Raw genomic sequence first — 24310 nt, 5'->3', positions numbered from 1 at the left:
CCGGGATGCTGGGCCGGGACGTCCTGGCCCGGCTCGCCGCGGAGGACGTGACCGCGGTCGCCGCGGACCGCGCGGCGCTGGACGTCGCGGACGCGGACGCGGTGCGGGCCGCCTTCGAGGAGCACCGCCCCGCCGTCGTGGTGAACTGCGCCGCCTGGACCGCGGTCGACGACGCGGAGTCCCAGGAGGAGGCCGCGCTGCGGGTCAACGGCACGGGCCCCGAGGTCCTCGCCCGGGCCTGCCGCGAGCACGGCGCCGTACTCCTCCAGGTCTCCACCGACTACGTCTTCGCCGGCGACGCCGACAAGCCGTACGCCGAGGACGACCCGACCGGACCGCGCGGCGCCTACGGCCGCACCAAGCTCGCCGGCGAGCGGGCCGTGCTCGGCACCCTGCCGGAGACCGGCTACGTGGTCCGCACGGCCTGGCTGTACGGCGCGGGCGGCGGCAACTTCGTCCGGACGATGATCAGGCTGGAGGGCGTCAAGCAGACCCTCGACGTGGTGGACGACCAGCGCGGCCAGCCCACCTGGACGGTCGACCTGGCCGACCGGCTGGTCCGGCTCGGGCAGGCCGCCCTCGCGGGCACCGCGCCCGCCGGCGTCTACCACGGCACCAGCGGCGGCGAGACGACCTGGTTCGGCTTCACCCGGGAGATCTTCCGACTGCTCGGCACCGACCCGGAACGGGTCCGCCCCACCACCAGCGCTGCCTTCGTCCGGCCGGCGCCCCGGCCCGCGTACAGCGTGCTGGGCCACGACCGCTGGGCCGCGGCCGGAATCGAACCGGTCCGGGACTGGCGGGAGGCGCTGACGGAGGCGTTCCCGGCGCTGCTCGCGGCGGAACGCCCCTGAGTGCGGAGCATCGACCGACCGGCCCACACGAAAGAGACACAACACGGATTTACCTATTGACGAATGCTCAGGTCGTGAAGTGGTCATGAGATAACTTCGCGGGACACCAAGTCATTTTGGTTTCTGCGAAGGGCCGCTCCACGTGAACCGCCATGACTTCCTTCGTCAGCTGCACCGTGTCTACCGCCCCCGGAACTATCTGGAGATCGGGGTCAACGACGGCAGAAGCCTGGCCCTTTCACGGGTTCCTTCCGTCGCCGTCGACCCCGCTTTCCGGGTGGTGACCGCCATCAGTTGCGACGTCCACCTGATCAGGGCGACGAGCGACGACTTCTTCGCCCGCGCGGATCCGTTGATTCATCTGCGCATCGGCCGCAACCCGTTCCGCGCCCTCGCCCGTCGCGACGCGTTCGGTCTGTTCGGCGGGGACCCGAAGGTGGAACTGTCGTTCATCGACGGGATACACCTCTTCGAATACGCCCTGCGCGATTTCATGAACGTCGAGCGGCACTCCCGCTGGTCGAGCGTGATCGTGCTGGACGACATGCTGCCGCGCGACGTCGACGAGGCCGCCCGCGAGCGGCACACCAAGTACTGGACCGGCGACGTGTACAAGCTGGTGCGGGTGCTGCGCCGCCACCGGCCCGATCTGCTGGTCGTCGAGGTGGACACGGAGCCGACCGGCGTGGTCGTCGTGTTCGGCGCCGACCCGGCGGACACCACCCTGAGGAACGCGTACGACCGGATCGTCGACGAGTACGTCGTCCCCGACCCGCAGGACGTGCCCGAGGAGGTGCTGGGCCGGAAGAGCGCCGTACGGCCCGAGGCGCTGCTCCGCGCCGAATTCTGGCCGGCCCTCGTCCGGGCCCGCGATCTGCGCCGCCCGCGCTCCGCGTTCACCTCCCTGCGCCCGCGCATCGAGCGGGTGACCGGCTGACACCGGCCGTACGCCGAAGCCCCGCGGGACGGCCCGCGGGGCTTCGGCGTACCGTCCGGGGCTCAGCCGCGGGCGCGCAGCAGCGCGTAGTACTCCTGGCAGGTCGCGTACGTGGGCAGCAGGCCCGTCCGCTCGGCCTCGGCCAGCGAGGGGGCCGCCGCGTCCTTGTCGGACAGGAGCGGGGTGATGTCCGACGGCCATTCGATGCCCAGGTCGGGGTCGAGCGGGTGGAGGCCGTGCTCGCGGGTGGGCGCGTAGCCCTCGGAGCAGAGATAGGCCACCGAGGCGTCGTCGGTCAGCGCCATGAAGGCGTGGCCGAGCCCCTCGGCGAGGTAGACGGAGCGGTGGTCGACGTCGTCGAGCCGGACGGCCTCCCACCGCTTGTACGTGGGGGAGCCGACCCGGATGTCCACGATGACGTCGAGCACCGCACCGCGCACGCACTTGACGTACTTCGCCTGGCTCGGCGGCACGTCGGCGAAGTGCACCCCGCGCAGCGTGCCCCGGCTGGAGACGGAGAAGTTGGCCTGCGCCAGCCGCAGCGTGTGCCCGACGGCCTCCTCCAGCTCCGCGGCCTTGAACCACTCGTGGAAGCTGCCGCGGCTGTCCGGGAAGACCTTGGGCTCATGCACCCAGGCTCCGTCGATGGAGAGCTGCCGCATGCGATCACGTCCTTGTTCTGTGTTCTGGTGCTGATGTGGGGTACGGGGGAGGGGCGGCGCTCAGCCGGTGAACCGGGCGGCCAGCCGCCGGACCTTCTTGCGCCCCGCCGGGGGGAGCCGGCGCACGACCGGGCCGCCGACGGCGCGCAGCGCGCGGCGCAGGGCGGCCTTGCGGCGCTTGGCGGCCACGTCCGCCATGAGGGCCGCGGGGATCTCGGGCAGCCCCGGGTCCACCTTGAGCCGGCCGTCCCCGGTGACGGTGACGGCACAGAGGTCGAGCGCGGGGCGCTTCTCGCCGTCCAGCCGGACGGCGAGCTTCCAGGACCCCGCCGTCACGCCGGGCGCGCGGCCGGGTACGTCGATGTGGGCCCGGCCCCCGGTGGGGCGCAGCGAGGTCCGCAGCGTGTGCGCCGCCGCGCCGGAGCCGTCGGCGGGGCTCAGGACCAGCTCGACGTCGGAGGCGGCGGTCGCCGCGGTGGTGAGCAGGTCCAGCCGGAGCTCGTTGCCGCGCCCGGCGGCCCGCATCACCGGCCGGTCGGCCAGGTAGGTGGCGAGCGTCTTGCTGCGCCGGGCGACATCGAGCGTGAGGTTGCCGAACGGATCGGTGAAGTACGGGATGACGGCGCGGGCCGGTGAGCCCAGCGAGGCGGGCAGGCAGGCGGCGTCCACCTCCGGAGCGCGGTCGGCGCCCAGCCGGGCCTTGCGGACCAGACCGAGGCCGCGCAGCGGCACCCAGATGTCCCAGAAGCCGCGCCCGAGCCGGCCGCGGCCCTTGACCGCCTCCGGGGAGACCCGGCCGCTGCCGTGCAGGACCACTTCGCAGGCCCCGTCGCCGAGATCCTCGATCCGCCGGGTGAACGTCGACGGGCACGGCCACTCGACGGCCGTCTCACGGTTGCGCACGGACATCTCGGCGGAGAAGGAGCCGAGGTCGTCGGTGACGTCGAGGAGCTCGGCCCCGGCCGCCTGCGCGCCCTCGTTGTCCGGGTGCAGGAAGTAGCGGTCGCCCCGGCGCAGCAGCTTCACCGGCTCCTCGTCCTCGCCCCGGACCAGCCGGGCGGTGACGGTGAGGGTGGCGCTGCCGTCCGGCTGCCAGGCGAACTCCTCCAGCCGGGCCGCGGCCTTGACGGAGCCGGCGAACCGGGCGATCCGCAGCAGCCCCTCCCGGTCGTCGGCGCGCAGCAGGTCGGAGCGGAGCCGCAGCAGCGGGCCGAGCCCGTCGTGCACCCCGTCGCCCATGAAGTCCAGGGCCAGCGGCCGGATCGCCTCGCACATCTGGTCGAGGAACTCGGGGTCGTACTTGACCACCGCGGGCTCGCTGAGCCTGCCGAGCATCTCGACCCGGTAGAAGCGGCGCAGCAGCAGGTCGCGGAAGTCGCCCGGCTCGGTGTTGGCGACCACCACGTCCAGGACCTCGCGGAGGTTCCCGTAGTAGGCGTCCGGGACGATCCGGGCGGAGCCCGCGTTCTTGCCGTCGTCGCGGCGGGAGTAGTAGTAGCAGGTGTAGTCGCCCAGGATGGAGACGACCTCCGCCGGGAAGTACGCCTCCATCATGTAGAGCTGGTCCTCCAGGCGGCGCTTCCCCTCGGGGTAGGCGATGCCGTTCTTCCGGAGGAACTCCGTGCGGAACATCTTGTGCGGGGTGAGGCTGTCGTACAGCGGCGCGTCGTGCAGCGTGCACTTCTCGCGGTTCTGCTTGAACACCCCGTGCGGGACGCCGCGGAAGTTGCTGGCCACCTTGCCGATGACGATGTCGGAGCCGTTGCGCCGCCCCATCTCGTACAGCCGCCGCAGGGCGTCGGGGGCGAGGTGGTCGTCCTGGTCGACGAACTGGATGTACTCGCCCTTGGCCTCGCCCACGCCGATGTTGCGGGGCTTCCCCGGCCAGCCGGAATTCGGGATGGTGATGACGCGGAAATGAGGGTGCTCCCCGGCCAGCTTCTCCAGCCGCTCACGCGTGTCGTCGGTCGAGCCGTCGTTGACGAAGAGGACTTCGAATTCCTCCGCCGGGAGGGTCTGCCGCAGAAGCGAGTCGATGCAGGGGGTGATGTATTCCCCCGGGTTGTACACAGGAATGACGACACTTACTTTGACTGGCATTGCTGCGGTCCCATGTCTGTAGAAGTCCCTCTGGCGGCGTTCGATACGGGGTCCATGCCGCTGGAAACGGGCATGGCGCGTCGCCCGCCGTGCACCCTATCGGCTGTTAGATGATCCGGACGCCCCAATGGTTGCCTGTACGGACAGTTGTGATTTGGCCATATGTGAACCGGCGTCCAACAGATGTTCGCCGGGCAGCCGTCCGGCGCCGGGGCAGGTTAAGAACAGGTATTTTGATATTCACGATTCCTTCGCATCGGCGGGGCAACGATGTGCCCGTCCGGTACGTCCGCGTGCGGAGAGGGTGGACGGGGCGGCCCGCTGGTGGGACCCGGGCCGACGGGAGGGGTCCAGGGGGCGGAACACCCGAGCGCCCCCGCCCCGGCTCGCGTAGATTGCGTGGGCCGGAGCGGCCGAAACATTTGGGGATGGACGTGTCAGGGGCAAGGCAGGGCGTCACGGAGGCCCGCAGGATCGTGGTCAAGGTCGGTTCCTCCTCCCTCACCACCGCGGCGGGCGGCCTCGACGCCGACCGCGTCGACGCGCTCGTCGACGTACTGGCCAAGGTGCGCAGCGGCGGGGAACGCGAGATCGTGCTGGTCTCCAGCGGCGCCATCGCGGCCGGGCTCGCCCCGCTCGGCCTGCTGCGCCGCCCCAAGGACCTGGCCAGGCAGCAGGCCGCCGCCAGCGTCGGCCAGGGGCTGCTCGTGGCCCGCTACACCGCCTCCTTCGCGCGGTACGGCGTACGGGTCGGCCAGGTGCTCCTCACCAGCAACGACACCAGCCGCCGCGCCCACTACCGCAACGCCTGCCGCACCCTCGACCAGCTCCTGGACATGGGCGCGCTCCCGGTCGTCAACGAGAACGACACCGTGGCCACGGACGAGATCCGGTTCGGCGACAACGACCGGCTCGCCGCGCTCGTCGCCCACCTCGTCCGCGCCGACCTACTGGTCCTCCTCTCCGACGTGGACGGCCTCTACGACGGCGACCCCAGCACCCCGGGCACCTCGCGGATCGCCGAGGTGGCCGGCCCCGAGGACCTGGCGGGCGTCGTCATCGGCAGCGCCGGGAAGGCGGGGGTCGGCACCGGAGGCATGGTCACCAAGGTCGAGGCCGCCCGGATCGCCACGGCCGCCGGGGTCCCCGTCGTCCTCACCTCGGCCAGCCGGGCCGCCGACGCCCTCGCGGGCCGCGACACCGGTACGTACTTCCACCGCACCGGACGCCGCTCGGCCGACCGGCTCCTCTGGCTCGCCCACGCCTCCACCCCGCAGGGCTCGCTGACCCTGGACGACGGCGCCGTGGCCGCGGTCGTCGAGCGCCACAGCTCGCTGCTGCCTGCGGGGATCGCCTCCGTCGAGGGCGAGTTCACCGCCGGCGACCCGGTGGAGCTGCGCGACCTCGAAGGCCGTCCGGTGGCCCGCGGGCTCGTCAACTTCGACGCCAAGGAGATCCCGCAGCTGCTCGGCCGCTCCACCCGCGATCTGGCGCGGGAGCTCGGCCCGGCCTACGAACGCGAGATCGTACACAGGGACGATCTGGTCGTCCTGGACCGCTGAAGTCCGCCCGGAGACACCCTGAATCGGCTGAAAGTCCAGCCTCGGGACGGAGACCTTCACGAAAACCGCCCCATTTCCCGCCGCGGACTGGTCAACTCTGTAGTGGGGAACAGCGGGGTTACAGCACAGCGAACGCATTCACAGGAGGCCGCCGGTGAGACGAGCGCGCCCGGGGGCGGCGCCCCGAGGAACGAGTGGCCGGGCCCTGACCAGCGTCGGAACGGGGGCCGACTGCGACGGGAGCCGGACGGCGGACCGGGCCGGCGACGGCCGGGCCACCGCGCCCGAGCAGACGGCGCGGGAGGAGCGCACCCCGTCGAAGCTGTGGCACATCACGCTCAGCGTCTCGGGGGACGCCACGCCGCTGAAGGAGGTCAGGCGCGGACTCGAACAGCTCGCGCACGACCACCCCTTCCTGCTGACCAGCAGGTACGCCGACGACCACGCGGAGATCCGCTACTGGGAGGAGGCCCGGGACCTGCACGACGCGGCGGCCGTGGCCCTGCGGCTGTGGGGCGAGCACCGCTCCACGGCGAGACTCCCGCCCTGGAAGATCGTCGGCCTGGAGGTCATCGACCGCGAGACGTACCACCAGCGCGTCGCCGAGGGGTACGGGCCGCCCCCGGCCGCCCCGGTCGGCGTGCATCCCTACTGAGCGCCGGGGCCGTCGGCGGAGAGTCGTCTCGCATCACGGGATACGCGCCGGATGCCCGCAGTGGGCGCACTACCCTGCGGGCATGACCACGCTCTCGCCGTACGACAACATGTCCCCGGTCGCCCAGGCCGCCTACCGGGCCCGCGCCGCCGCCGCCGACATCGCGCCACTGCCGCGCGCGGCGAAGGACGACGCACTGCTCGCGATCGCGGACGCGCTGGAGGTGCGGACCGCCGAGATCGTCGAGGCCAACGCCGAGGACGTCGCCCGCGCCCGCGAGACCGGCACCAGCGAGTCGATCATCGACCGGCTCACCCTCACCCCGGAGCGCATCCGCGCCATCGCCGCCGACGTGCGCCACGTGGCGGCGCTGCCCGACCCGGTCGGCGAGGTCGTCCGCGGCTCGACCCTCCCCAACGGCATCGACCTGCGGCAGGTGCGGGTACCGCTCGGCGTGGTCGGCATCATCTACGAGGCCCGGCCCAATGTGACGGTCGATGCCGCCGCGCTCTGCCTGAAGTCCGGCAACGCGGTCCTGCTGCGGGGTTCCTCCTCCGCGTACTCCTCCAACACCGCCCTCGTCCGGGTACTGCGCGACGCGGTCGGCGGCGCCGGGCTCCCGGCCGACGCGGTGCAGCTGGTCCCGGGCGAGAGCCGCGAATCGGTGCGGGAGCTGATGCGCGCCCGCGGTCTCGTCGACGTCCTCATCCCGCGCGGCGGCGCCTCGCTGATCCGCACCGTCGTCGAGGAGTCCACCGTTCCGGTCATCGAGACCGGCACCGGCAACTGCCACGTCTACGTGGACGCCGAGGCCGACCTCGACATGGCCGTGGACATCCTGATCAACTCCAAGGCGCAGCGCCCGAGCGTCTGCAACGCCGCCGAGACGCTCCTGGTCCACCAGGACATCGCCGACCGGTTCCTGCCCCGCGCCCTGGACGCGCTGGCCGACGCCGGAGTGACGGTCCACGCCGACGCGCGGGTCCGTGCCCACGCCGAGGGCTCCAAGGCCACGGTGGTGGAGGCGGTGCCGGAGGACTGGGAGACCGAGTACCTCTCGTACGACATCGCCGCCGCCGTCGTCGACTCGCTGGACGCCGCCGTCGCGCACATCCGGCTCTGGTCCTCCGGCCACACCGAGGCCATCGTGACCACCTCCCAGGCCGCGGCCCGCCGCTTCACCCAGTTGGTCGACTCCACGACGGTGGCGGTCAACGCCTCCACCCGCTTCACCGACGGCGGCCAGTTCGGCTTCGGCGCCGAGATCGGCATCTCCACGCAGAAGCTGCACGCCAGGGGCCCGATGGGGCTGCCGGAGCTCACCTCGACCAAGTACATCGTCACCGGCGACGGACACGTGCGGTGACGATCCGGGCACGGTGAATGTCGCGGGCTCCCTGCCCAGAACGACCCGGCGGGTCTAGTCTGGAGACGTGCCGGACGACGTGGGGGGCGGGCCGTTCCCGGACGGCTGGGAGCCCGACGACGACCGCGGGGGCGCGGACGAGGACTTCGCCTCCGTGGTGTTCGACGAGGACTTCGTACGGGCCGCCGAGATCCATGAGCCGACCGCCGTCGAGCGACTGCTCGCGGCGGCCCAGGCGCGCGCCGAGGCCGAGGCCGCCCGCGCCGCGTCGCGCGGCGGCCCCCTGGACGACGACCTCCCCGACGAGGGGTACGGCTCCGGCGGGTACGCGCGCCATCCCAAGGGCGACCCCCCGGAGCTCGACGACGACGGGTACGACGACGGCCCCTACGGGCGGCACGGCGGCGGTCTGCGGCCGTACCGGGGCGCCGCACGCTGGCACCGGCCGGTGGCCTGGCTGCTCGCGGTGCTGATGGGCATCGGGATGGTCGCGCTGGCCTTCGGCGCCGTCTACCGGAACAACTCGGGCGGCCGCCAGGACCCCGCCCCGCCACCCGCCACGACGGGGGTGGACACCGCTCCGGGTACCGCCCCGCGGAGTTCGCCGGACTATCCGCGCCCCACGGCGTCCGTGGCCCCGGGGAACAGCTGAGCCGCACCGGCGGCCGTCCGCGGTCCGGCCCGCCTCCACCGTTCCCCACGCTCGCCCGTGGTTCTTCAGGGTCCTCCGTGGTTCCTCGGCGACCGGGCGTTTACCCAGGCCCCGATCGACCTACCCTGAAAGTGTGACCCCTTTCACCGAGAGGGCTCCTCAGCCGTCCGTCGTACGCGTAGCCGGGCGGCGCCATGCGCATTCATGACGGGCAGGCCCTGTCCGAGGCCGCTCGGCCGGGGCGGAGCGAAGCGTTCCGGCCGTGGTCGGTGACGTGGAGTCGGGAGAAGTCATGGCAGACCGCGGAGAACCACCGGATGGGCCCGGCAACCCTGCGGGAGGCGGTGACGACGAGTACCGGTCACTGGTCTTCGACGAGTCGTTCGTCCGCGCCGCCCGGCTGCGCGAGTTCTCCGCCCAGGAACGCATGGAGGACCACGCTCCCGCCGTGCGCAGCCTGCCGTCCCGGCGCTGGCGTACCGGCCCCAGGGCCGCCGTCGTCCTGGTCCTCCTGATCGCGCTGGCCTTCGGCACCGCCGTCTTCATGGGGCTGAGCAGGCCCTACCAGGCATCCTCCGCCCGCCCGGCCGAGCCGCTCAGATCGACCGTGATCCCCCTCGCGCCCCGGGGCACGGTGCCGGGCGGCACCCCCGCCGCGCTCCTCGCCAGGAGCCCCGCCGCGCAGTTCGACACCGGCGCCGACGGCATCAACCTGCCTCCGGCCGGCCCGACGGACAACTTCTCCGAGAGCCAGGTGATGGCGGCCCTGAACACCGCCAAGGAGTACCTCGTCGCCTCCTCGCTCGACCCCGACGTCCTCACCGGAGCCCAGGTGCGCCCCGTGGAGATGCTGCTGGACCCGAGCCAGACCGCCCAGTTCGAGCGGAGCGTGGACCGGCCGAAGGACGACGGCGCGCACGCCACCGCCGGGTGGCTGGTGCGGTTCGACCCCGCGAAGGTGGCGCTGGCCGCTCCGGACGTGAAGGTCCGGGGAACGCTGAAGTACCGGGAGGAGGGAGCCAACACGCTGCAGGTGACCTCGGACCACACCTTCACCTACACCCTGCGCCCGGCCGCCGGAGGCCCCCACCGGACGGGTGACGCCTCCCTCTTCACCGTGCGGCGCGAGCTGACCTTCCGCTTCGACCAGGAGGACCTGCGACTGCACCGGTTGGAGGTGCGCGCCAGCTACGTCGAGGCCGGACCGCAGGCCTGCCCGGCGGACACCACCGGCGCGCTCCGCCCCCTGCTCGCCGGGCAGCATGCCGCCCCCCGCGGCCCCGCGGGCACCGACCCCTACGCGACGGGCCGGTCCGCGGCGGCGCTCTGCGGCACCCTGTCGTTCAGCTCCCGCTAGCCCCCGGCCCCTCGGCGTCCCCCGGCTCCTGGGGCCGGACCGAGTCCGACGACCCGTCGGCGGCACCGTCCTTGCCCGCCGGGCCCCGGCCCTGGCCGGTGAACTTGTCGCGGAGCTTGCCGCCCAGGTCGCCGGCGCCCCCGGCTATGTCGCCGACCAGCTTCATCAGCGGGTCCTTGCTGGAGCGCACCGTGTCCGCGTAATGGGCCGCGGACTCACGGAAGGAGTCGGTCACCGAGGTGTCCTTGTCCTCCTCGCGCCGCGGGTAGTGGCCGTCCATGATCCGCTGGTAGTCACGGGTCTCGGACCACTTCTTCAGCTCTGCGGCGCGCACCGTGGTGAAGGGGTGCGAGCGGGGCAGCAGGTTGAGGATCTTGAGCACCGAGTCGCGCAGATCGCCGCCCTTCTCGTACTCGTCCGCCTGGGCGAGGAAGGCGTCCACGTTCATCTCGTGCAGATGGTTGCCACCCGCGATCTTCATCAGACCGCGCATCGACGCCTGGATGTCCTGGCCGACGAGGAGCCCGGCCCGGTCCGCCGACAGCTCGGACTTGCGGAACCACTCGCGCAGCGCCGTCACGATCGCCATGATCGCTACGTTGCCGAGCGGAATCCAGGCGACCTTCACCGCGATGCTGGTGAGGAAGAGGAGGATCGTGCGGTACACCGCGTGCCCGGAGAGCGCGTGCCCCACCTCGTGGCCGATGACGGCCCGCATCTCCTCCTCGTCGAGCAGCTCGACCAGCCCGGTCGTCACCACGATGATCGGCTCGTCGAGGCCGATGCACATGGCGTTGGGCCGCGGGTCCTGGGTGACGTACATCGGCGGGACCTTCTCCAGGTCCAGGATGTAACAGGCGTCGCGCAGCATGTCGTTGAGGTGGGTGAACTGGGCGTCGCTCACCCGGACGGAGTCGGAGAGGAAGAGCAACCGCAGACTGCGCTCGGGCAGCAGACCGCTCAGCGTCTTGAACACGGTGTCGAAGCCGCTCAGCTTGCGCAGAGCCACCAGGGCGGAGCGGTCCGCCGGGTGTTCGTAGGCACGGGACGAGATGTCCGGGAACCGCCGCCGCTGCCTGCTCGGCACGTTCTCATGGCTCTCGTGGCTGCGTTCGGTCATGAATGGGCCCCCTTTTCGTACACGATGTCGCTCGCCCCCTGACACAGCCCAGCGTAGGTGCTGGGGCTACGGTGTGCGGGGGGCTGTGGATAACTGAGGAGACGCCCGACATGCCGCACACCGTTGCTCTGCTCGCCGCTGCTTCCGGGGCGCAAGGACCCGGCGGCACGCTCCGTGTCGCGCTGCTCGTCTCGATCGTCGGGGCCGTGCTGCTCGCCTGGTTCCTGCTCCGCGGATACCGCAACAACGACGACAACGACTGAGTCGGCGTGAGCGTGCCCGGGGCGCACGCATACGATGTGCGCGACGTCTTCCTTCCGACTCCCGATCGATAGGTCCTGCCGAAGATGAGCCTCACGAGCACCGCGCACCAGCTGGTCACCCTCGCCTCCGAAGGCGGCGAGCACGGTGGCAACCACGAAAGCCTCAACCCGCTTCTCACCGGGGGCGGTGCGTTCGTCGCGCTGCTGCTCCTGCTCTGGATCACCACGCGCTTCAACCGCGACCGCTGAGGCGGAGGCGTACAGCTGTGCCAGTAGGCTCTGCACGCATGGGAGAGCAGGAAGTGCCTACCGGCCGCGTGAAGCGCCGACTCGGCGTGATGGGCGGGACGTTTGACCCGATCCATCATGGACACCTGGTGGCGGCCAGCGAAGTGGCCGCCCAGTTCCACCTCGACGAGGTGGTCTTCGTCCCGACCGGGCAGCCGTGGCAGAAGAGCCACAAGCACGTCTCCCCGGCCGAGGACCGCTATCTGATGACGGTCATCGCGACCGCGTCCAACCCGCAGTTCTCGGTCAGCCGGAGCGACATCGACCGCAGCGGCCCCACGTACACCATCGATACGCTGCGGGACCTGCGCGCCCTCCACGACGACGCGGACCTCTTCTTCATCACCGGCGCCGACGCGCTCTCCCAGATCCTCACCTGGCGGGACGCGGACGAGTTGTTCTCGCTCGCCCACTTCATCGGCGTGACGCGGCCCGGGCACGTGCTCACGGACGCCGGACTGCCGGAGGGCGGGGTCTCCCTGGTGGAGGTTCCCGCGCTCGCGATCTCGTCCACGGACTGCCGTGAGAGGGTCGCGCAGGGGGAGCCGGTCTGGTACCTGGTGCCGGACGGCGTGGTCCGTTACATCGACAAGCGCCAGCTGTACCGCGGCGAATGAGCGAGGCAGAGGGGCACCGGTGAACGACCGACAGAATCCGTACGATCCGTACTATCAGCAGCCGCAGATCGTCGGTTACGACGAGTACGGGCAGCCGGTGTACCAGCAGCCGCAGCACGAACAGCCGCATCAGCAGTACGACCCGTACGGCGGACAGCAGCAGTCGCAGCAGACCGGTCAGGGTTACGGCTACGACCCGTACGCCCAGCCCCAGCAGAGCCAGCAGCCCCAGCCCGCACAGCCGCAGGTGTACGACCCGTACGGGCAACCGCAGCCGCAGCAGCAGGGGTACGGCGGGTACGACGGCTACGGCTACGGCTACGACACCGGGCAGCAGCCCGCCGCGGTCGACACCACCCAGCAGTGGAACATCCCGCAGCAGGCCGCCGCTCCGCCCGTTCCCCCCGCCCCGCCCGAGCCCGCACCGGCCCCGCAGCCCGCGCCGGAGTCGAGGCCGGGGCCGGACGACGGCGCGGACCCCGACCCGGGCGTCCCCGGACAGCGCAGGGCCGACCGCGACTACCGCACCGAGCAGTTCTCCTTCATCGAGGAGCCCGACGAGGACTCCGAAGACGTCATCGACTGGCTGAAGTTCACCGAGAGCAGGAGCGAGCGGCGCGAGGAGGCCCGGCGTCGCGGCCGCAACCGCATGGTCGCGCTCATAGTCGTGGTGGCCCTGGTGGTGGTCGGCGGGATCGGCTACCTCTGGTCCGCCGGAATGATCCCCGGCCTGTCCGACACGGACAAGGACACCACGGCGTCGACGGGCCCGCAGAAGCGGGACGTCATCGTGGTCCACCTGCACAACACCAAGAAGGGCGGCACCTCCACGGCGCTGCTCGTCGACAATGTGACGACCAAGCAGGGCACCACCGTCCTGCTCCCCAACTCGCTCGCGGTGGCCGACGAGGACGGTGTCGGCACCACCCTCGGCAAGTCCGTCGACGCCGACGGCACCACCGGCACCCGCGAATCCCTCGGCAACCTCCTCGGCACCGACATCACGGGCACCTGGCGCCTCGACACCCCGTACCTGGAGACCCTGGTCGACCTGGTCGGCAACATCGAGGTCGACACCGACACCGACGTACCGGACACCAAGAAGGGCGCCTCCCCGCTCGTGAACAAGGGCGAGGCGCAGACGCTGAGCGGCCAGATGGCCGTCGCCTACGCCACCTACCGGGGGCCGGGCGAGGACGAGGCCAAGCAGCTCACCCGGTTCGGGGCGGTCATGCGCGGCGTGCTGCGGAAGGTCTCGGACGACCCGAAGGCCGCCACGGTCACCGTGCAGACGCTGGGACAGATCCTCGACCCGTCGCTCCCCGAGAAGGACCTGGGCGCCTCGCTCGCGAAGCTCGCCCAGCACGCCAAGCTCGGGGACTACAAGACGACGCTGCTGCCGGTGCAGGCGGACGGATCGCTCACCGACGAGGCCACCGAGGACGTCGTCAAGAACATCCTGGGCGGCTCGGTCAAGGCTCCGGCGGCCGACGCGGCCGTGCGGGTCGGCGTCAAGAACGGCACCGGGGACCAGGAGGCGCTGGGCTCCGCCCGGGTCAAGCTGATCAACGGCGGCTACACCTTCGTCAGCGGCGGCTCGTCCACGGCCACGCCCCTGTCCGAGGTCGTCTACCGGGCCGCGGGGGACAAGGAGAAGGCGGCACAGGTCGCCGCGACCCTGGGGCTGCCGGACAGCGCGGTGAAGCAGGGCAAGCCCGCCGCCAACGCGGACGTGTCCGTACTGCTCGGCCAGGACTACAAGATCAAGTGAGCCGTGCCCGTCCGCCCGGACCCTGCCGGTCCGGGCGGACGGCCGTCACTGCGGTCGCTGTCGGTGGTCCGTGAGACCCTAAGGACAGACCCCGCGATCCCTGGCGGGCGCGCGACGACGGCTACGGCGCCTCGCGGCGTTGTCGGAACGTCCGCACACTTCCGGTGTGCGGACGGCCCCTCCGCCCCGCGACGCACCGCGTCCGACGCCGCGCGCCGATCCGCCACGGATGACGGGACAGCCCTTAGAGGCCGACCTGACCTCCGACGAAAGCCTGCATGTGACCGCCACGGACCGCTCCATCGAGCTCATCACCGCCGCCGCCCAGGCGGCCGCCGACCGGCTCGCGCACGACATCATCGCGTACGACGTCAGCGACGTGCTGTCGATCACGGACGCCTTCCTGCTCGCCTCGGCCCCCAACGACCGCCAGGTCAAGTCGATCGTCGACGAGATCGAGGAGCGGCTCCAGAAGGAGCTGGGCGCCAAGCCGGTGCGCCGCGAGGGCGACCGCGACGCCCGCTGGATCCTTCTCGACTACGTCGACATCGTCATCCACGTCCAGCACAGCGAGGAGCGGGTCTTCTACGCGCTGGAGCGCCTCTGGAAGGACTGCCCCGAGATCGCGCTTCCCGAGGACGCCGTCAAGACCCGCGGCAAGGCCGAGGAGCACGCCAGGCTCACCGGCGGCACGGAAGGTGAGCAGAGCTGAACAGCAGCGGAAGCGGCAGGGGCCGCAGGATCGTTCTCTGGCGCCACGGTCAGACGGCCTGGAACCTGGAGCACAGGTTCCAGGGGTCCACGGACATCGCGCTCACCGAGACCGGAGTCGGGCAGGCCCGCCGGGCCGCCCGGCTGCTCGCCTCGCTGAGGCCCGACGCGATCGTCGCCTCCGACCTCCAGCGGGCGGCGGACACGGCGGCCCAGCTCGCCGTGCTCACCGGCCTGGAGGTAGCGCACGACGCGGGCCTGCGGGAAACGTACGCGGGCGCCTGGCAGGGGCTCACCCACGAGGAGATCGTCGCGCGCTACGGCGAGCAGTACGCCGCGTGGAAGCGCGGCGAGCCGGTGCGGCGCGGGGGCGGTGAGCTGGAGACCGAGGTCGCCGACCGGGCCGCCCCGGTCGTGCTGGGCCACGCCGACAAACTGCCGGAGAACGGCACGCTGGTCGTGGTCAGCCACGGGGGCACCATCCGCACCACCATCGGCCGGCTCCTGGGCCTGGAGGCGCACCACTGGGAAGGGCTCGGCGGTCTCTCCAACTGCTGCTGGTCGGTCCTGGGCGAGGGCGCGCGGGGCTGGCGCCTGCTGGAGCACAACGCCGGCACGCTGCCGGAGCCGGTGCTCGGCGACGACACCTGAGCCCCGCCGCACGGGCCGGACCGGACCCGGTCCGGCCGGGAGACCGGGGCCCACCGGCCGGATTTCACTTTCCGGCAGGTCACAGGCTAAAGTTCTTCTTGTTCGCAGCGCGGGAGCGCAGAGAAAAACCGCGAATGACGGGGCTATAGCTCAGTTGGTAGAGCGCCTGCATGGCATGCAGGAGGTCAGGAGTTCAATTCTCCTTAGCTCCACAGTCAAGATCCCGTCCCCGACAGGGGGCGGGATCTTCTGCATCCCCAAAGTGCTCGCCGCGCCGACCGGCCCCGGCGGTCCCGTATCCCGCCGGCCGTCCGCCCCGGGCTCAGGCTCTGCGGCGGCTCCGCAGCACGGCCATCCGCTCCCGGCTGTCCGCGTCCGCCGGGGTGTACGCCACGATCCGGCACTCCGGCATCCCGTTGACGGACAACGACACCGAGGTCATCCGGATGTCCCCGGCCACCGCCCGGTGCCGGAAGACCTTCACCCGTGGCCCCGGCGGTGCGACGTCTCCGCTGCGCCACAGCTCCGCGAAGTACGGGCTGGCGGCCGAGAGCCGCTCGACGAACGACTCCCAGGCCGGTTCCCCCATGTGGCGCCCGTACGCGCCGCGCAGGGTCGCCACCATGATCGGCAGCTCCCGGGACCGGTGGACGACGGGGCAGCCCTCCTCGGAGACCGTGAACAGCGTCCACAGCACATTGCGCACCCGCGCCCCGATCGCGACCGTTTCCGGGACCGCGAAGAGGTCGAGATAGGCGGGATTGGTGGCCAGGACGTCGTAGCGGGAGTTGTAGACCACGGCGGGATGCGGGTCGAGCGCGTCGATGATGCCCTGGATCTCCGGCCCCACCTCGATGACGTCGGACTGCCGGTCGGGCGCGTGGGCCACCTCCGCCAGGTGGTAGAGGTGCTCGCGCTCCGAGGGATCCAGCCGAAGCGTACGCGCCACGGCGTCCAGCACCTGCGGCGACACATTGATCGGTCTTCCCTGCTCCAGCCAGGTGTACCAGGTGATACCGACGCCGGAGAGCTGCGCGACCTCCTCGCGGCGCAGACCCGGCGTGCGGCGGCGCAGCCCGGGGGCCATGCCGACATCGCCCGGCGTCACCCGCGCCCGGCGGTTGCGGAGAAAGGCCGCCAGCTCCGGACGCCGCCGGTGCCGCCCCGTACCGTTCGCCGCCTGATGCGTCGTCACCGTTGTCACACCCCCATGCTCGGTGACCGGCAGGGGAGTTGCCAGGTGCTGTCGGTACCAGCATCGGCGGGCTCTCGTTACCCGTATGGGACCGGGGCCAGGCTCGACCTCATGACGACGGCATCCGAGGCAACTCCACTTTCCGCACCCAGTAAAGACCCCGCCACTGACAACGGGCGCCCGAACGGCGGGCGCGACCGCGGGAGCCGGCCCCGCAGGATCCTCGCCCTGGTGCTCGCGGCCCAGTTCATGGCGCTGCTCGACCTCTTCATCGTCAATGTCGCCGCCCCGACGATCCGGACCGAACTCGGTGCCTCGGGCGCCGGTTTGCAGCTCGTCGTGGCCGGCTACACCATCACGTACGCCGTCCTGCTGGTCACCGGCGCCAGGCTCGGAGACCTGCTGGGGCACGGCCGGGCCCATCTGATCGGGCTCGGTGTCTTCACCGCGGCCTCGCTGGCCTGCGGGCTTGCGTCCGGGGCCGGGCAGTTGATCGCCTTCCGGCTGGTCCAGGGCGCGGCGGCCGCGGTGATGATTCCGCAGGTGCTCAGCCTCGTCCAGCGCCAGTTCACCGGTGAGGCCCGGGTCCGGGCGCTCGCGGCCTACAGCGCGGTGCTGGCCGTCGGGGCGGCCGCCGGGCAGGTGGTCGGCGGGGTGCTGGTCAGCATGGACCTGTTCGGCGCGGGCTGGCGGCCGGTCTTCCTGGTGAACGTGCCGATCGGGATCGTCCTGCTGGTGCTGGGCGCGAGGACGCTGCCCCGTGAACCGCGCACCGCGCCCGGCAGGGTATGGGCGCGGGAGCGTGGCCTCGACCTGCCGGGGCTGCTGCTGCTCGCCGCCGCCGTCACCCTGCTCACCGTCCCCTTGGTGCTCGGGCAGGAACTGGGCTGGCCGGTCTGGTCGCTGGTCTGCCCGGCGTTCTCCGTCGCGGTGTTCGCCGGCTTCGTGGTGTACGAGTCCCGGCTCGCCGCGCGCGGCGGCGCGCCCCTGATCGCGCCCCGGGTGCTCCGCCTGCCCGGCATGGCCCCGGCGGCGCTGCGCGTCCTTCTCACGATGGCGGTCAACGCGGGATTCCTGTTCCTGATGACGCTGCACGTCCAGGCGGATCTGGGCTACTCGCCGCTGCGGGCCGGACTGGTGTTCGCGCCGACCGCGCTCGTCTTCGGGGTGGTCGGGCTGACCTGGCGTCGGTGGCCGGCGGGGCTGCGGCGGTTCCTGGTGCCGGGCGGATTCGTACTGCTGGCCGTGTCCGTAGCGGCCGTCGGGCTGCTGATGCGCGACGGCGGGGACGGCGGGCCCTTCCTCCATGTGGCGTTCGTGACAGTGGGGGCCGGGCTGGCGCTGGGCTTCAGTCCCACCCTGACCGGAGCGCTGGCGGACGTCCGTCCCGAGGACGCGGCCGACGCGAGCGGCGTCCTGGTGACCGTCACTCAGCTCGGCCAGCTGACCGGGGTCGCCGCGTTCGGCACCCTCTACCTCAACCGCCTTGGCGCGCAAGGGCCGCAGGGGTCGGGGCAGGCCCTGTGGGTGTGCGCCCTCGCACTTACCGCGGCCTCGCTGGCGGGCGCGGCGGCGGGGCTCGTACGGCGTCGTCGAACGGGCTGAACTCCGACGGGCTGTTCCCCTTGCGGGGGCATGGCAGAATCGGAACGCCGGAGGGGGCGACGGATCGAACGGGAGGGGGCGCGCGATGCCTGCGAGCGGCCGCACGATCCCGGACCTGCTCCTCGTTTCCGCGTTCCCCGTCTCCGTGCCCCCCGTTCCGGGGCTCGTGCCGGCCCCCGTGAGCCGTGGTCACGTCGGCCTTCTCCCCGCCCCCGGCCGGTCCCCCGTGATCCGCCGCGTGGGCGTCGCCCGCAGCTCCGGTCGGAGCTGATCCATGGGCGCGCACAGGCGGAAATGCGACTGGTGCGGCAGTGGCACGCCCATCGTCAGGGACATGGACCCGATCAATCCGGAGTACCAGTACTGGTGCGAGGAGTGCGCGCGGGCGCTGATCATAAAGGGCGACCCGATCGAGACCTATCGGGAGCTGGAGGGGGAGCCGATCTACGGTCGGCTGCTGGAGGAGCACTGCACGCTCAAGCGCTTCTACTCCTTCGCCACCGCCTGACCGTCCCGTGGTCCCTCCGGCCCGGAACGGTACCGCAAAATCGGGCAAACCGGAGCGGTGGGGAATCGATTTGGTGGACTGGCGGGGTCACCGGTAATGTTCTCGATGTCGCCAGGGAAACCGGGCCGAACACAGCAAGGGGCTATAGCTCAGTTGGTAGAGCGCCTGCATGGCATGCAGGAGGTCAGGAGTTCAATTCTCCTTAGCTCCACAGTGAAAGAGGAAGCGGGTCACTCATCGCGAGTGACCCGCTTCCTTGCTTATTTCCTGACCGTGTCCGGACCGGTTCCGGTGCCGTGCGGTACCCTGACGCCATGCGTGCCGTACGCCTTCTGCTTAGCGAGCCGCGCTGATCAGTCCCGACCGGTGAGAATGCCTGGTCGGAATCGGCGCGGCGTCCCCTCCTGTGCGAGGGGATTTTTCGTTTCCCGAGACGCGTGTCCGTAGGCACGGCGTCGGCAGATGTCGATCGATGGAGCTTTGAGGATCATGAGCGAGACGAATTCCGCAGCCGAGACGGCCGCGCCGCACCGCTACACGGCGGCGATGGCCGCCGACATCGAGGCACGCTGGCAGGACTTCTGGGACGCCGAGGGGACGTACGAGGCGCCGAACCCGAGCGGTGACCTGGCGGGCGATCCGGAGCTGGCCGCCCGGCCGAAGAAGTTCATCATGGACATGTTCCCGTACCCCTCGGGCGCGGGTCTGCACGTCGGCCACCCGCTGGGCTACATCGCCACCGATGTCTTCGCCCGCCACCAGCGGATGACCGGCCACAACGTGCTGCACACCCTGGGCTTCGACGCCTTCGGGCTGCCCGCCGAGCAGTACGCGGTGCAGACCGGCACGCACCCCCGGGTCTCCACCGAGGCCAATATCGCGAACATGACCGCCCAGCTGCGCCGGCTGGGACTGGGCCACGACAAGCGCCGCTCCTTCGCCACGATCGAGGCGGACTACTACAAGTGGACCCAGTGGATCTTCCTGCAGATCTTCAACTCCTGGTACGACACCGAGGCCGACAAGGCCCGCCCGATCTCCGAGCTGGTCGCGCAGTTCGAGAGCGGTGCGCGTCCCACCCCGGACGGCCGTGACTGGAGCGCGCTGAGCGCCGTCGAGCGCGCCGACGTCCTGGGCGAGTACCGACTGGCGTACGCCTCCGACGCGCCGGTCAACTGGTCGCCCGGCCTGGGCACCGTCCTGGCCAACGAGGAGGTCACGGCCGACGGCCGCTCCGAGCGCGGCAACTTCCCGGTGTTCAAGGCGAAGCTGCGGCAGTGGAACATGCGCATCACCGCCTACGCCGACCGGCTGCTGAACGACCTGGACGGCTTGGACTGGCCCGAGGCCATCAAACTGCAGCAGCGCAACTGGATCGGCCGCTCCGAGGGCGCCCGCGTCGACTTCCCGGTGGACGGCGCCGACAGCATCACCGTCTTCACCACCCGCCAGGACACCCTGTTCGGCGCCACCTATATGGTGCTGGCGCCCGAGCACGAGCTGGTCGAGCGGATCACCCCGGCCGTCTGGCCCGAGGGCACCCACCCCGTGTGGACCGGCGGATACGCCACCCCGGCCGAGGCCGTCGCCGCCTACCGCAAGCTGGCCGCCGCCAAGTCCGACGTGGAGCGGCAGGCCGAGGCCAAGGACAAGACCGGCGTCTTCACCGGCGCGTACGCGACCAACCCGGTCAGCGGCGAGAAGGTGCCCGTCTTCATCGCCGACTACGTCCTGATGGGCTACGGCACCGGCGCGATCATGGCCGTACCGGCGCACGACGCGCGCGACTTCGCCTTCGCGCGCGCCTTCGAGCTGCCGATGCGCTGTGTCGTCGAGCCGTCGGACGACCGCGGCACCGACCCCTCGACGTGGGACGACGCCTTCGCTTCGTACGACGCGAAGCTGGTCAACTCCGCCAACGACGAGATCTCGCTGGACGGCCTGGGCGTCGTCGACGCCAAGGCGCGGATCACCGCGTGGCTGACGGAGCACGGCGTCGGCGAGGGCACCGTCAACTTCCGGCTGCGCGACTGGCTGTTCAGCCGCCAGCGCTACTGGGGCGAGCCCTTCCCGATCGTCTACGACGAGGACGGCGTCGCCCACCCGCTGCCCGAGTCGATGCTGCCGCTGGAACTGCCGGAGGTCGACGACTACTCGCCGCGCACCTTCGACCCGGACGACGCGGACACCCAGCCCGAGACCCCGCTGTCCCGGAACGCCGACTGGGTCAACGTCACCCTGGACCTGGGCGACGGCAACGGCCCGAAGAAGTACCGCCGCGAGACCAACACCATGCCCAACTGGGCCGGCTCCTGCTGGTACGAGCTGCGCTACCTGGACCCGAACAACGACCGGCAGCTGGTCGACCCGGCGATCGAGCAGTACTGGATGGGGCCGCGCGAGGGACAGCCGACGGGCGGTGTCGACCTGTACGTCGGCGGCGCCGAGCACGCCGTGCTGCACCTGCTGTACGCCCGTTTCTGGTCCAAGGTGCTGCACGACCTGGGGCACATCTCGTCCGCCGAGCCGTTCCACAAGCTGTACAACCAGGGCATGATCCAGGCGTTCGTCTACCGGGACAGCCGCGGCATCGCGGTCCCGGCGGCCGAGGTCGAGGAGCGCGACGGGGCGTTCTACCACCAGGGCGAGAAGGTCAGCCGCGTCCTGGGCAAGATGGGCAAGTCCCTGAAGAACGCCGTCACCCCCGACGAGATCTGCGCCGAGTACGGGGCGGACACGCTGCGCCTGTACGAGATGGCGATGGGGCCGCTGGACGTGTCGCGGCCGTGGGACACACGCGCGGTCGTCGGCCAGTACCGGCTGCTGCAGCGGCTGTGGCGCAATGTCGTCGACGAGGAGACCGGTGAGGTCACCGTCGTCGACGGCGAGCCGAACGAGGAGACGCTGCGCGCGCTGCACAAGGCGATCGACGGCGTCGGCCAGGACATGGCCGGGATGCGCTTCAACACGGCGATCGCCAAGGTCACCGAGCTGAACAACCACCTGACCAAGGCGGGCGGCCCGCTGCCCCGGTCGGTCGCGGAGTCGCTGGTGCTGCTGGTGGCCCCGCTGGCCCCGCACATCGCCGAGGAGCTGTGGCGCCGGCTGGGCCACACGGAGTCGGTCGTGCACCAGGACTTCCCGGTCGCCGACCCGGCGTACGTGGTGGACGAGACCGTGACCTGCGTCGTGCAGGTGAAGGGCAAGGTCAAGGCCCGCCTGGAGATCTCCCCGTCGATCTCCGACGCGGAGCTGGAGGCCCTGGCCCTGGCCGATCCGGCCGTGGTCGCGGCCCTGGGCGGCGCGGGCATCCGCAAGGTGATCGTGCGGGCGCCGAAGCTGGTCAACATCGTCCCGGCGTGATGGCGCGGCGCCCCGTGGGAGCGGGGCGCCGCAGCGCCGGGCGGTGAAGTGGGGGCGTTCCCCTACGGGCAGGTTGGGGGTTCCGGGGGAACCCCCGGCCGCCCTTTTCCGTTTACGGTGGAGGAGCCGGCACCGGCAGCCGAAACAACCTCCGAGGGGCGCTCATGCTAGCCGTGGTCCTGATCCTGGGATTGCTCTTTCTCGCGTTCGTGGCCCTGGGTGTGTACGCGGGCGTCAAGGCGGTCGGCGCGGCGAAACGCGGCGTGGACCGCACGATCACGCAGGCCCGGCGGACGGTCGAGGAGACCACTCTGCGGGCCAAGAGCTATGGCCAGACGGGCGTGGGCGGTGAGCTGGCACAGCTGCGGCTCTCGCTGCGCACCTCCATGCGGGCCACGCAGGACGCCCTGAGACAGGGTGTCGCCGAGGACGCCTCGCTCGCGGAGTCGCTGAGCCTTTTCGAACGCCTGAGCGCGCACGGGCGGCAGCTCGACGAGGAGCTGAGGAAGCTGGAGCGCGACCCCGACCGGAGTACGGTCGCCTCGCTGCTGCCCGGCCTGAAGCAGCGCACGGAGCGGATCACCCAGTCGGCGGACGCACTGAGGTGGGCGGCGCGCGATCGGGCCCAGCGCATGACCGACGACGATCTCGACGCGCTGAACGCGCAGATCGGCCTGGAGGCGGACGCGCTCCGGCACTGGACGGCGGCGGAGGACCAGCCGGCTGCGGACGGGAACCCGCCCCGGCGGGAAAGCACGGGACGGCCGGAGCGCAGGCGGGAGAACGGTCCGGCGGCCGACGGCACGCCCCGCTCGATCACGCCTCCGGACCCGCTCCGGAACACCGGATACCCCTGGCAGAAGACGGCCCGGCCCGAGGCGACGAACTGACCGGCCCGGTTCGGAACCACGCGTCGTGCGTCCGGGGTCGGAACGCGCGTCGCGCGTCCGGGGCCGGAGAGCCGGCGGGAGTCCGGGGCCGGAACGACGCGTCGTACGGCTAGGCTCGAAACGGTGGGCCGACCCGGAACGTCCGACAGCCCCTTCGGCTCTTTCCGGCCCTCGGTGAACCTGCTGGAGACGGGTGAGCTTTCCGACCTTCCCGGACGTTCGACGACCCCCGGTGACAGGAAGTGATCCGAAGCGATCAGCGGGGATCGTTCGGTCGGGGTCGGACTGCCAGGACACGGACTTGCCAGGTAACCTCCCGCTCATGTCCCGCCATGTCGCGATCGTCACCGATTCCACGGCCTACCTGCCGCCCGAGACGATGGAGCGGCACGGCATCACCGCGGTGCCGCTGACCGTCGTCCTCGGTGATCAGGCACTGGAGGACGGTACGGAGGTCTCCGCCCGCTCGCTGGCGGTGGCGCTCCAGAAGCGCCGGCCGGTGACCACGTCCCGGCCGAGCCCGGAGATGTTCGCCGCCGCGTACCGGGCCGCGGCGGACGCCGGAGCCGTCGGCGTCGTCTCGCTGCACCTCTCGGCGGAGATCTCGGGTACGTACGACGCCGCCGTGCTCGCGGCGAAGGACGCGTTGGTTCCGGTCCGGGTGGTGGACACCGGGATGGTGGCGATGGCGCTCGGGTTCTGTGCCCTGGCCGCGGCGGAGACGGTGGAGACGGGCGGAAGCCTCGACGAAGCGGTCGGCGCCGCGGAGAAGCGGGCCGCGGGCACATCCGCCTACTTCTACGTCGACACCCTGGACTACCTGCGCCGCGGCGGCCGGATCGGCGCCGCGCAGGCGCTGCTGGGGTCGGCGCTCGCGGTGAAGCCGCTGCTCCAGCTCGACGGCGGCCGCATCGAACTGCTGGAGAAGGTGCGGACGGCGTCGAAGGCGATCGCCCGTCTGGAGGAGATCGTCGCGGAGCGGGCGGGCGGTGGGCGGGTGGACATCGCCGTGCATCATCTGGCGTCGCCCGAGCGGGCCGAGCGGCTCGCCGAGCGGCTGTGCGAGCGGGTACCGGGGCTGGTCGATCTGCATGTGAGCGAGGTCGGCGCGGTGATCGGCGCGCACACCGGGCCCGGCCTGCTCGGTGCCGTGGTCTCGCCGCGCTGAGCCCCGCCGGCTCTC

General features: G+C 71.6%; 22 protein-coding genes and 2 tRNA genes. 20 read left to right on the top strand and 4 right to left on the bottom strand.

All coding sequences use genetic code 11. The features are described from left to right. Positions 1–5: 5 nt before the first annotated feature. A complete protein-coding gene (rfbD, locus tag ACF08W_RS10235; protein ID WP_385205163.1) occupies positions 6–854 on the top strand; it encodes a dTDP-4-dehydrorhamnose reductase in 849 nt (282 codons plus the stop codon). Between the two features lie 142 nt (positions 855–996). Beyond that, complete coding sequence (locus tag ACF08W_RS10230) at positions 997–1791, top strand: class I SAM-dependent methyltransferase (protein ID WP_392279008.1); 795 nt, start codon at positions 997–999, stop codon at positions 1789–1791. Between the two features lie 62 nt (positions 1792–1853). On the opposite strand, the gene rfbC is transcribed toward ACF08W_RS10230, so the two are convergent. After that, on the bottom strand, positions 1854–2453 hold the full coding sequence (gene rfbC / locus ACF08W_RS10225) for a dTDP-4-dehydrorhamnose 3,5-epimerase (RefSeq protein ID WP_366291030.1): 600 nt from the start codon (positions 2451–2453) through the stop codon (positions 1854–1856). Positions 2454–2513: 60 nt separating this feature from the next. Beyond that, entirely contained in the window at positions 2514–4553 is a 2040-nt protein-coding gene (locus ACF08W_RS10220; RefSeq protein ID WP_392279007.1) for a glycosyltransferase family 2 protein, read from the bottom strand. A gap of 428 nt (positions 4554–4981) precedes the next feature. Between ACF08W_RS10220 and proB the strand changes: the two genes are divergently transcribed. The 5 genes from proB to ACF08W_RS10195 all read left to right on the top strand — a co-directional run bounded on the left by proB (position 4982) and on the right by ACF08W_RS10195 (position 10145). Further along, positions 4982–6115: a glutamate 5-kinase gene (proB, locus tag ACF08W_RS10215; RefSeq protein WP_352275276.1), complete on the top strand. Its 1134-nt coding sequence runs from the start codon at positions 4982–4984 to the stop codon at positions 6113–6115. A 154-nt stretch (positions 6116–6269) separates the two neighbouring features. Then, positions 6270–6770: a hypothetical protein gene (locus tag ACF08W_RS10210; RefSeq protein ID WP_392279006.1), complete on the top strand. Its 501-nt coding sequence runs from the start codon at positions 6270–6272 to the stop codon at positions 6768–6770. 82 nt (positions 6771–6852) lie between these two features. Beyond that, positions 6853–8136, top strand: a complete 1284-nt coding sequence (locus ACF08W_RS10205; RefSeq protein WP_392279005.1) for a glutamate-5-semialdehyde dehydrogenase — start codon at positions 6853–6855, stop codon at positions 8134–8136. Between the two features lie 67 nt (positions 8137–8203). After that, positions 8204–8788: a hypothetical protein gene (locus ACF08W_RS10200; protein WP_392279004.1), complete on the top strand. Its 585-nt coding sequence runs from the start codon at positions 8204–8206 to the stop codon at positions 8786–8788. A 292-nt stretch (positions 8789–9080) separates the two neighbouring features. Further along, positions 9081–10145 carry a hypothetical protein gene (locus tag ACF08W_RS10195; protein WP_392279003.1) on the top strand — a complete coding sequence of 355 codons (1065 nt, stop codon included), beginning with the start codon at positions 9081–9083 and terminating at the stop codon, positions 10143–10145. On the opposite strand, the gene ACF08W_RS10190 is transcribed toward ACF08W_RS10195, so the two are convergent. Continuing rightward, complete coding sequence (locus ACF08W_RS10190; protein WP_392279002.1) at positions 10132–11265, bottom strand: M48 family metallopeptidase; 1134 nt, start codon at positions 11263–11265, stop codon at positions 10132–10134. The genes ACF08W_RS10195 and ACF08W_RS10190 overlap by 14 nt on opposite strands. A 110-nt stretch (positions 11266–11375) precedes the next feature. On the opposite strand from ACF08W_RS10190, the gene ACF08W_RS10185 reads away from it, so the two are divergent. The 7 genes from ACF08W_RS10185 (at position 11376) to ACF08W_RS10155 (ending at position 15778) form a co-directional block, all read left to right on the top strand. After that, a complete protein-coding gene (locus tag ACF08W_RS10185; protein WP_352275269.1) occupies positions 11376–11528 on the top strand; it encodes a hypothetical protein in 153 nt (50 codons plus the stop codon). An 84-nt stretch (positions 11529–11612) separates the two neighbouring features. Next, entirely contained in the window at positions 11613–11777 is a 165-nt protein-coding gene (locus ACF08W_RS10180; RefSeq protein WP_352275268.1) for a hypothetical protein, read from the top strand. 38 nt (positions 11778–11815) lie between these two features. Beyond that, the gene (gene nadD / locus ACF08W_RS10175; RefSeq protein ID WP_352275267.1) at positions 11816–12433 is read left to right on the top strand and encodes a nicotinate-nucleotide adenylyltransferase; all 618 of its coding nucleotides are present in this window, start codon (positions 11816–11818) and stop codon (positions 12431–12433) included. 19 nt (positions 12434–12452) lie between these two features. Beyond that, positions 12453–14204, top strand: a complete 1752-nt coding sequence (locus ACF08W_RS10170; RefSeq protein WP_392279001.1) for an LCP family protein — start codon at positions 12453–12455, stop codon at positions 14202–14204. Between the two features lie 280 nt (positions 14205–14484). Beyond that, a complete protein-coding gene (gene rsfS / locus ACF08W_RS10165) occupies positions 14485–14916 on the top strand; it encodes a ribosome silencing factor (protein ID WP_366291371.1) in 432 nt (143 codons plus the stop codon). Further along, on the top strand, positions 14913–15566 hold the full coding sequence (locus ACF08W_RS10160; RefSeq protein WP_352275459.1) for a histidine phosphatase family protein: 654 nt from the start codon (positions 14913–14915) through the stop codon (positions 15564–15566). Before rsfS ends, ACF08W_RS10160 begins: the two co-directional genes overlap by 4 nt. 139 nt (positions 15567–15705) lie before the next feature. Next, positions 15706–15778, top strand: a tRNA-Ala gene (locus ACF08W_RS10155). Between the two features lie 110 nt (positions 15779–15888). Here ACF08W_RS10155 and ACF08W_RS10150 read toward each other — a convergent pair. Beyond that, positions 15889–16770: a helix-turn-helix transcriptional regulator gene (locus ACF08W_RS10150; protein WP_385204251.1), complete on the bottom strand. Its 882-nt coding sequence runs from the start codon at positions 16768–16770 to the stop codon at positions 15889–15891. A 222-nt stretch (positions 16771–16992) separates the two neighbouring features. On the opposite strand from ACF08W_RS10150, the gene ACF08W_RS10145 reads away from it, so the two are divergent. The 6 genes from ACF08W_RS10145 (at position 16993) to ACF08W_RS10120 (ending at position 24295) form a co-directional block, all read left to right on the top strand. Next, entirely contained in the window at positions 16993–18366 is a 1374-nt protein-coding gene (locus ACF08W_RS10145) for an MFS transporter (RefSeq protein WP_392279000.1), read from the top strand. Between the two features lie 274 nt (positions 18367–18640). After that, a complete protein-coding gene (locus tag ACF08W_RS10140) occupies positions 18641–18874 on the top strand; it encodes a hypothetical protein (protein ID WP_015608461.1) in 234 nt (77 codons plus the stop codon). 138 nt (positions 18875–19012) lie between these two features. Next, positions 19013–19085: transfer RNA gene (locus ACF08W_RS10135), tRNA-Ala, on the top strand. A gap of 278 nt (positions 19086–19363) precedes the next feature. Then, a complete protein-coding gene (gene leuS, locus ACF08W_RS10130) occupies positions 19364–22237 on the top strand; it encodes a leucine--tRNA ligase (RefSeq protein ID WP_385204256.1) in 2874 nt (957 codons plus the stop codon). 164 nt (positions 22238–22401) lie between these two features. Continuing rightward, positions 22402–23127 (top strand): hypothetical protein, encoded by a 726-nt coding sequence (locus tag ACF08W_RS10125; RefSeq protein WP_385204259.1) that lies wholly within the window; start codon positions 22402–22404, stop codon positions 23125–23127. A 322-nt stretch (positions 23128–23449) separates the two neighbouring features. Beyond that, entirely contained in the window at positions 23450–24295 is an 846-nt protein-coding gene (locus ACF08W_RS10120; protein WP_392278999.1) for a DegV family protein, read from the top strand. Positions 24296–24310: the final 15 nt, after the last annotated feature.

The sequence above is a fragment of the Streptomyces sp. NPDC015144 genome (genome assembly GCF_043079735.1).
Taxonomy (GTDB): domain Bacteria; phylum Actinomycetota; class Actinomycetes; order Streptomycetales; family Streptomycetaceae; genus Streptomyces.
Note: the sequence above shows the minus strand (reverse complement) of the source record. Positions and strands in the feature narration are given on the sequence as shown.